General features: G+C 61.9%; 8 protein-coding genes. 5 read left to right on the top strand and 3 right to left on the bottom strand.

What is annotated here, in order from left to right; translation table 11 throughout:
* Positions 1–32 precede the first annotated feature (32 nt).
* Positions 33–287 carry an ATP synthase F1 subunit epsilon gene (locus tag EBBID32_RS04640; RefSeq protein ID WP_006951519.1) on the top strand — a complete coding sequence of 85 codons (255 nt, stop codon included), beginning with the start codon at positions 33–35 and terminating at the stop codon, positions 285–287.
* 76 nt (positions 288–363) lie between these two features.
* On the opposite strand, the gene EBBID32_RS04635 is transcribed toward EBBID32_RS04640, so the two are convergent.
* Positions 364–717 (bottom strand): YciI family protein, encoded by a 354-nt coding sequence (locus EBBID32_RS04635; RefSeq protein WP_006951518.1) that lies wholly within the window; start codon positions 715–717, stop codon positions 364–366.
* Between the two features lie 119 nt (positions 718–836).
* On the opposite strand from EBBID32_RS04635, the gene EBBID32_RS04630 reads away from it, so the two are divergent.
* On the top strand, positions 837–2,363 hold the full coding sequence (locus EBBID32_RS04630; protein WP_006951517.1) for a hypothetical protein: 1,527 nt from the start codon (positions 837–839) through the stop codon (positions 2,361–2,363).
* On the opposite strand, the gene EBBID32_RS04625 is transcribed toward EBBID32_RS04630, so the two are convergent.
* Positions 2,334–3,059 carry a class I SAM-dependent methyltransferase gene (locus EBBID32_RS04625; protein WP_006951516.1) on the bottom strand — a complete coding sequence of 242 codons (726 nt, stop codon included), beginning with the start codon at positions 3,057–3,059 and terminating at the stop codon, positions 2,334–2,336. The genes EBBID32_RS04630 and EBBID32_RS04625 overlap by 30 nt on opposite strands.
* Positions 3,032–4,045, bottom strand: coding sequence for a glycosyltransferase family 2 protein (locus EBBID32_RS04620; protein ID WP_006951515.1), 1,014 nt, complete (start codon positions 4,043–4,045; stop codon positions 3,032–3,034). Before EBBID32_RS04620 ends, EBBID32_RS04625 begins: the two co-directional genes overlap by 28 nt.
* A gap of 167 nt (positions 4,046–4,212) precedes the next feature.
* Here EBBID32_RS04620 and EBBID32_RS04615 point away from each other — a divergent pair, with 167 nt between their 5' ends.
* From EBBID32_RS04615 to EBBID32_RS04605, 3 genes are all read left to right on the top strand, one after another.
* Complete coding sequence (locus tag EBBID32_RS04615) at positions 4,213–5,793, top strand: hypothetical protein (protein WP_006951514.1); 1,581 nt, start codon at positions 4,213–4,215, stop codon at positions 5,791–5,793.
* A complete protein-coding gene (locus EBBID32_RS04610) occupies positions 5,790–7,319 on the top strand; it encodes a CpaF family protein (RefSeq protein ID WP_006951511.1) in 1,530 nt (509 codons plus the stop codon). Before EBBID32_RS04615 ends, EBBID32_RS04610 begins: the two co-directional genes overlap by 4 nt.
* 97 nt (positions 7,320–7,416) lie before the next feature.
* On the top strand, positions 7,417–8,238 hold the full coding sequence (locus tag EBBID32_RS04605; RefSeq protein ID WP_006951507.1) for a class I SAM-dependent methyltransferase: 822 nt from the start codon (positions 7,417–7,419) through the stop codon (positions 8,236–8,238).
* Positions 8,239–8,281 lie beyond the last annotated feature (43 nt).

The following is an 8,281-nucleotide window of genomic DNA, read 5'->3' as shown; positions in this document are numbered from 1 at the left end:
CCCCTCCCTAAAGGGAGGGGGGAGTAACGAAAATGGCACTGCATTTTGAACTCGTGACCCCCGAAAAGCTCTTCCGGTCGGAGGATGTCTATCAGGTGGTGGTGCCCGGCACCGATGGCGACTTCGGCGTGCTGGAGGGTCATGCACCCTTCATGTCGACCGTGCGCGACGGCAGCATCCAGATCTATGCGACCGCAGGGTCCACGCCCGAAATCATCCCGGTCGAGGGCGGTTTTGCCGAGGTCAATGAAAAGGGTCTGACGGTCCTGGCCGAAAAGGCCGGCTGATCACGGCACGTATCGACCGGCTCTTAAAGGCCTGGTCATCAGAAGGGGCGCTCGACAGCGCCCCTTTTTGTTGGGGCTATTCGTAAAACGGCCTGATTTCGATTTCGCTGGGGCCGGGCATCGGGTTGGGGCAGCGTTTGGCCCAGGCAACCGCTTCGTCCATATCCTTGACGTTCCAGAGCCAGAAGCCTGCCACCTGATCGCGGCTGGGCATGAACGGACCATCAATCACGCTGCGATCCGCGCCGTCAAAGGCGATGCGCTTGCCCTGCGAAGTGGGGGTAAGGCCATCGGCGGCGATCAATATGCCAGCATCGCGCAGGTCGTCATTATAGCGGCCCATTGCCGCCATCATCTCGCTCGTCCAGGGTTCGGGGAACAGGCCGGTTTCGCTATCCTGCGTCGCCTTCACCAGCACCATCACCCGCATCGCCTGCCTCCCCTGTTACAGCAGACAGTCTCGGCAATCCGCACGCTGGCCGCAATATTTTTTACGCGGTCCTAATCGCTGATTGCCGCCCCCGCCCCGCCTTGTCATGAACAGGGCCGATGATCGCCCCGCCCTCTTCCCGCGCCTTCCCGCACCCTTTGCCCGGCGGCTGGCTGATTGCGCTGCTGGTCGGCTGGCTGGGTGTCGATCAGTTGCTGTTGTGGCGCTTTCTGGATGTCATGCCGTTCTGGGCCTATGGGCTGGGCGCGCTGCTGATCGGTGTGCTGTGCGTGGCCATCGTCCGGTCATCGCGCAGCTTTGCCGGGCCGGCGCCTGCGACATGGCTGTTGTGCATCGGCGTGGCGACGATGCTGCTGTTGCTGGGTGGCGAGGGGCGGTTTTTCTACGCCAATATCGACTGGCAGGTCCGCTTCGCGGTGCTGCGCGACATAAGCGTCAATCCCTGGCCGTTCGTCTATACCGCGCGCGGCGAGCCGGATGTGCTGCGCGCGCCGATCGGCATGTTCCTGATGCCCGCACTGGCGGCCAAGGCGCTGGGCGGGCGGTCAGGCGACATCATATTGCTGGTGCAGAACAGCCTGCTGCTCGGCACGCTGCTGGCGCTGGGGTCCACCCTGTTTGCGACCCGGCGCGCCAGGCTGATTGCGCTGGCCGTGGTGATCGGGTTCAGCGGCCTGGATGCGCTGGGGCGCGTCCTGTTTCGTGGTGGATTGTCAGACCATCTCGAAAACTGGGCCTATCTCCAATATTCATCGACGATCACGCTGGCCTTCTGGGTGCCGCAACATGCGCTATCGGGCTGGATCGGCGCGCTGGCCTTTCTGTTGTGGCGGGCGGAGAAGTTGCCGCTGGGCGTGTATCTGACGCTGTTGCCGCTGACCGCGCTCTGGTCGCCGCTGGGGCTGATCGGCGCGATGCCCTTTGCGGCGCTCGCCGGAGTGCGGAGCTTAAGCGCCCGTGCCATCCGCCCCGCAGACATCGCCCTGCCTGCAATCGCCACCCTGCTTTGCATCCCCGGTCTGCTTTATCTGAGCGCGGCGGGCGATGGGGTGGGAGCCAAGCTGGTCGCGATTTTGCCGTTGCAGTGGGCCTTGTTCGAGCTGCTCGAAATCCTAGTCTATGTCCTGCCTCTCGCCTTCCTTGTGCGCCAGCCGCGCTTTGGGAAAGATTCGCTGGCGGTGCTGACTCTTTGGCTGCTGGCCATCCCTTTCCTTCAGATCGGATCGTCCACCGATTTCATGATGCGTGGGTCGATCTGCGCACTGACGATATTAGCGGTGACGGTGGCCGATGTGGTGCGGACGGTTTCGCCCGCAAGGCCATGGTTGCTTTTGGCACTGTCGATCGGCGTCATGACTCCGTTGACGGAGATACGCCGCGCACTGGTCTATCCCCCCGCGCCGGAGGTTCGGTGCAGTTTCATCAAGGCGTGGGAAGGGAGCTTCTGGTTTCAGCCCAAAGATACTTATCTGGCACCGCTGGACCGGATGCCGTCGCTGGTACGGCCGACCAACCCTTACCGTGCAAGCGCTGTCGAGCCGGACCGTTGCTGGAATGGCGCATGGCACCATCCTGACAAGCCGGACGTGCCGCTATCAAGCGGACAGGATCGCATAAACCGATAGGCCGACAGGCAGGCGTACCCGTCCGATCAGATGGCGCTCCAGGCCGAAAATATGGCGAAGCAGGGTATTTATGAGTCGTGGCGGACGCGAATCCACAGCCGCCTTGTACCCCGTTGTACGTTGCACGAGCCTAGCCATGACGGCAATCGGGAAAAGAAGGCTGTTGAAATAGCCGACTTCCTTGACGTCGAGTCCGGCAGCGCGGGCAACCGTGGACAGGCTGGCCAAAGTGTAGCGGCGCTTGTGATGGTGAAGCACATCATGGTCGGACCACAGCCAAGGCGCGGCCGGAACCGTCAGCAGCAGTGAGCCGCCATCGGCCAGCCTTTCACGTAAGGCTGCCAGCGAATCGCAATCCTGTTCGACATGCTCAAGTACATCGAGCAGAACGATGAGGTCATAGCGATTGTCACCGAAGCCGATATCGTCAGGCAGGCTGCCTGGTTTCACCATGCCGATGCCGCGTGATGCGGCCACGCCGAGCGATTCGCGGTCATATTCCAGCGCATCGACGCTGCCATGACGGGCGAGCATCGCCAGATTACCGCCTGTGCCACAGCCCGCCTCCAATATCCGCGCGTCGGCGCGCGGCGCAATCCGGTTGCGGATCAGCGCGTCCAAAATGGCGCGGCGGGCGACGAACCACCAGTGGCTCCCCTCCTGCGCGCTCAGGCTCGCATAGGCTGATCGGTCCATTGATCCTCATCCCTTATTGGCATGGCGACGGGGGCGACCGGCGCGGCTGACTGGTCCGCGACCACATAGAGCGGCCGTTGCCGCACTTCGCGCGCGACCCGGCCGAGATATTCGCCGATAATGCCAAGACTGAGCAGATTAAGCCCGCCCATGCCCAGCACTGCGACCATGATGGACGCATAGCCGGGTGTGTCGGTCCCGGTGATGATCGTATGCGCGACCAGAAAGGCGGCATAGGCAAAGGCCAGGCAGGCGATGCCACCACCGATATAGGACCAGATGCGCAGCGGCATGGTGGTCGACGCGGTGATGCCGTCAATCGCCAGCGACCAGAGCTTGCCGAGCCGCCATTTGGTCGTGCCCGTTCCACGCGCGGCGCGGACATAATCGACGGTGGCGACGCGAAAGCCGATCCAGCTGAAAAGCCCCTTGTTGAAGCGGGCCTGTTCGCCCAGTTGCTTGATGACATCCACCGCCTGCCGGTCCAGCAGGCGAAAGTCGCCGACATTTTCGGGGATGGGATAATCGGACAGGCGGTTGAGCAAGCGGTAGAAACCACGCGCGCTCGTCCGCTTGAACCAGCCGTCGGTCGATCGGTCGGTGCGACGGGCGTTGACCACCTGTGCGCCAGCCAGCCATTGACGGACCATATCGACGATCACTTCGGGCGGATCCTGCAAATCAACGTCGATCGGGATCACCGCGTCGCCGCTGGCATGATCGATCCCCGCCGCAAGCGCCGCTTCCTTGCCGAAATTACGCGACAGGGTGACGCAGCGCACATCGGCGTTCAGCCGCGCCAATATCGCCAATATGTCACCGGTGCGGTCGCTGCTGCCGTCATTGACGAACAGATATTCGGCATGGGCATCAGGACCGATCAACGCCAGCGCGCTCCCCACTGCCGGACGTGCCGCTTCCAGGAACAACGACAGGCTGTCCTGCTCATTATAGACGGGGATGACGATCGAGAGCGCGGGTTTCATCGGCAGGTTTGACTTTCAGGCTCGCACAGGGAGCAGTTTCCTGATTGTTGGCGAAACTGGTTAATTTCTCGTAAAATTGTCGATCGTCGCTCCTTAGCTGTTGGTGTCGCGCTTACCCCCTGTTTACCATTATCATGGTTAATGGTGCCGCGGACATTCGGGGCGACATGACGATGCGGAAGAACGACTATCTGGCCCCCCTGCTGATCCTGCTCGTCGCGATCATCGCCCTGATCCCCAGCCTGTTGTGGGGACCGGGCAATACCGATGATATCCGGTACAGCTATGTATGGACGGTGCAGTTTGGCGAGCAACTGGCCGCCGGGCATCTTTATCCTCGCTGGATGCCCGGCAGCTTTGAAGGATTGGGCAGTCCGGCCTTTTTCTTCTACCCACCACTGGCCTACTGGATTGCGGGCGTTTGGGTTGCGACGGGGGCATCGGCCGCGCTTGCGATCAACCTGACGGGCGGAACTGTTCTGATGCTCTCAGGCCTCGCCATGTATCGGTGGCTCAGCGAACGCGGCACCTTTCCGCTGATCGGTGCCATCCTCTACATGCTCGCGCCCTATCATCTGATGAACTTCTATGTCCGGGGCGCTCTGGCGGAGTTTTCCGCCTATATGTGGCTACCGCTAATCGCGCTGGGTATTACGAAGCTGCCCACGCGCAACGGCATTGTCCTGTTTGCTCTTGCCTATGCCGGACTGATTCTCACGCACCTGCCGCTGGCGATGCTGGCAACCCTGTTCCTGATCGGCCCGCTGGCTGTCGCGCGTATCGTCATAGACCGTGATCGCGTTTTTGTCGGCGCATTGGCGATGAGTGGAATGCTCGCCGGGGGTCTGGGGGCCATCTACCTGCTCCCTGCGCTGACGATGCAGGATCAGCTTTCTACGACATGGCTTTGGGATGACTGGCACTTGCCAGCCTCCTGGTCGCTATTGCGGCCAGACTCGCTGGTCTTTCATGATCCCGCGCTGATCGGCGCGGCAGGGGCGCTGTTGATCGTCGCTCTGGCGGATCGTTCGGTCTGGCGCATTATCGCATTGGTTGGCGCGATTTCCGCGCTCGGCCTGATCCCGCTCATGTGGGGTATTCCGCTGCTGATGAAGGCACAATTTCCATGGCGGTTGCTGGGGATCGTCGAATTTGCCGCGATCACCGCGCTGATGGGCAGCAGAATGAAACCGGTGATGGCGGGATTGGCCGCTGGCCTTGCTCTATTCGCCTATGGCGGATGGACGTCCAAAGCGATCGAATGTCTGCGACAACCCGTCGATTTCAAGGGACTGGCGCTCCGTTTGCCCGATGCTCCCGAATATCTGCCGCCAACTTTCGATCAATCTTTGGTCCGGCGGTCGGGCCGCAAGGTCAACTTGACCGCGTTCCGCGCCCTCCCGCGCAGTGACAGCATCACCGTCACCCGTCCCGGCCCGGTGACTATCGGCCATGCCGCCTTCCCGATCTGGCGCGTGACCCGTGACGGTCAGGCGGTGACCAGCCATGGCCCGCTGATCCGCTTTTACGCCCGGCCCGGCACCTATCGCATCGAGCGGGTCCGGCTGTGGCAGGAGAGCGCGGGCGCGGCGATCAGCCTGATCGCGCTGCTGCTACTGGCGCTGTTGATGTGCCAACGCCGCATTAGCCATTTGTCAAAGTTTCCATCTTATTCACCTTCCCAAGCCCTATCTGATCGGCCTTCTTCCGGGCGGCTTCGATCGCGAATTACTGGCGGAGACCTATGAGCGCCTTTGGACGGAAAAATGGACCTGCTGGCATCAAGCCTGGCTTTGGCGTTGCCCGGCCGATGCAGGGTGGTGGGGCGCCCAAGGACGAGCCGCGTGGCGGCGACCAGTTCCCGCCGCTCGACATCGCCGCCCTGCCGGGCGAGATGTCGTTCGATCCGCTCTCCGCGCCGACCAGCCAGATGCAGCGCAATGCCGATGCCATCCAGCGCCTGTCCGACCGCGCCAATCACGAGCATGTACCTGACGCGGGGCCGCAGGGTTTCGAGGCCAGCGTCCACAAGATCAAGGAACAGGTGCTTCCCCGCCTGCTGGAGCGTGTCGATCCAGAAGCCGCCGCGACGCTGACCAAGGATGAGCTGGCCGAGGAATTCCGTCCGATCATCATGGAAGTGCTGGCCGAGCTGAAGCTGACGCTCAACCGGCGCGAGCAGTTCGCACTGGAAAAAGTGCTGGTCGATGAATTGCTGGGCCTTGGCCCGCTCGAAGAGCTGCTGAACGACCCGGACATCACCGACATCATGGTGAATGGCCCGGACCAGACCTATATTGAAAAGAAGGGCAAGCTGGTCATTGCCCCGATCAAGTTCCGCGACGAGGAGCATCTGTTCCAGATCGCCCAGCGGATCGTCAGCAAGGTCGGCCGCCGCGTCGACCAGACCACGCCGCTGGCCGACGCCCGCCTGCCCGACGGCAGCCGCGTCAACGTGATCGTACCGCCCCTGAGCCTCAAGGGCACCGCAATCTCCATTCGTAAATTTTCGGCCAAGCCGATCACCATCGACATGCTGGCCCAGTGGGGAGCCATGTCCCCCAAAATGGCGACGGCGCTCAAGATTGCAGGCGCGTGTCGCTTCAATATCGTGATTTCAGGCGGCACCGGTTCGGGCAAGACGACGATGCTCAACGCCCTGTCGAAAATGATCGATCCGGGCGAGCGCGTGCTGACGATCGAGGATGCGGCCGAATTGCGGCTGCAACAGCCGCACTGGCTGCCGCTGGAAACCCGCCCTGCCAATCTGGAGGGCAATGGTGCAATCACCATCGGCGATCTTGTCAAGAACGCCCTGCGTATGCGCCCGGACCGTATCATCCTAGGCGAAATTCGTGGCGCGGAATGTTTCGATCTGCTCGCAGCGATGAACACGGGTCATGACGGGTCCATGTGTACGCTGCACGCCAACTCACCGCGCGAATGTCTGGGCCGTATGGAAAATATGATCCTGATGGGCGACATCAAAATCCCCAAGGAAGCGATCTCCAAGCAGATCGCCGACTCGGTGGATCTCATCATCCAGGTCAAGCGTCTGCGCGACGGTTCGCGTCGCATCACCAACGTGACCGAGGTGATCGGCATGGAAGGCGAAGTCATCGTCACCCAGGAACTGTTCAAGTTTGAATATCATGATGAGGATGACAGCGGCAAGATTGTCGGCGAATATCGGTCGATGGGGCTGCGTCCCTACACGCTGGACAAGGCGCGCATGTTCGGCTTCGACCAGCCTTTCCTGGAAGCCTGCCTGTAAGGAAATATGGCTGGCGGGGATTTCCCCTCCAGCCCCCTTGCATCGCCGTGCCGCGACCGGCACACCCCTCTCCTGACTTATCAAGAGAGGACTGCCGATGAACCGTCTCGCCCGTGCCGGACTGCTGCTGACCGGCCTTGCCCTGCCCGCCTTGCCCCTGCTGGCCCAACATGCTGGCCATGGCGATCATGCCGCGCACAAGATGGCTGACCCGATTGCCGCCGCTATCGCCGCGCCCAGCCGCACGCCGACCAATGTCCCGCGCGACAAATTTCGCCACCCGGCCGAAACACTCAGCTTTTTTGGTGTGACACCGACCCAGACAGTGGTGGAATATTCGCCCAGCGGTGGCTGGTACACCGAAATACTGGCCCCGCTGCTGCGCGATCAGGGCAAATTCTACGCGCTTCAACCCACCGGCCGCTATCTGGACGGTTACAAGACATTCCTGGCCGCCAAGCCGACCGTCTATGACAAGGTGACGGTGGTCCCCTATCCCGAATCGACCGCGACCATCCCCGCCAACAGCGTGGACACGGTGCTGACTTTCCGCAATGTCCATAATATGGTGATGGGCGGGACGGAGGCAGCGACCTTCGCGGCCTTCTTCGCGATGCTCAAGCCCGGCGGCACGCTGGGCGTGGTCGATCATCGCCTGCCCGAAAGCCGCGACAGCGCGCTTGAAAAGACCAGCGGCTATCTCAAGGCCTCGACCATCCGCCGCATCGCCGAGACCGCCGGTTTCACCTATGTCGGCGCGTCGGAGGTGAACGCCAATCCCAAGGATACAGCTGACTGGGCCAAGGGCGTCTGGACCCTGCCCCCGGTGCTGACCAACAAGGATGTCGATCGCGACAAATATCTCGCCATTGGCGAGAGCGATCGCATGACGCTGAAATTCATCAAGCCGCTGCAATAGGCTTTTGCTGCCCCTTCCCGGTCTGTCTCTTATACACATCTGA

The sequence above is a fragment of the Sphingobium indicum BiD32 genome (assembly GCF_000382885.1).
Classification (GTDB): Bacteria; Pseudomonadota; Alphaproteobacteria; order Sphingomonadales; family Sphingomonadaceae; genus Sphingobium; species Sphingobium japonicum_C.
Note: the sequence above shows the minus strand (reverse complement) of the source record. Positions and strands in the feature narration are given on the sequence as shown.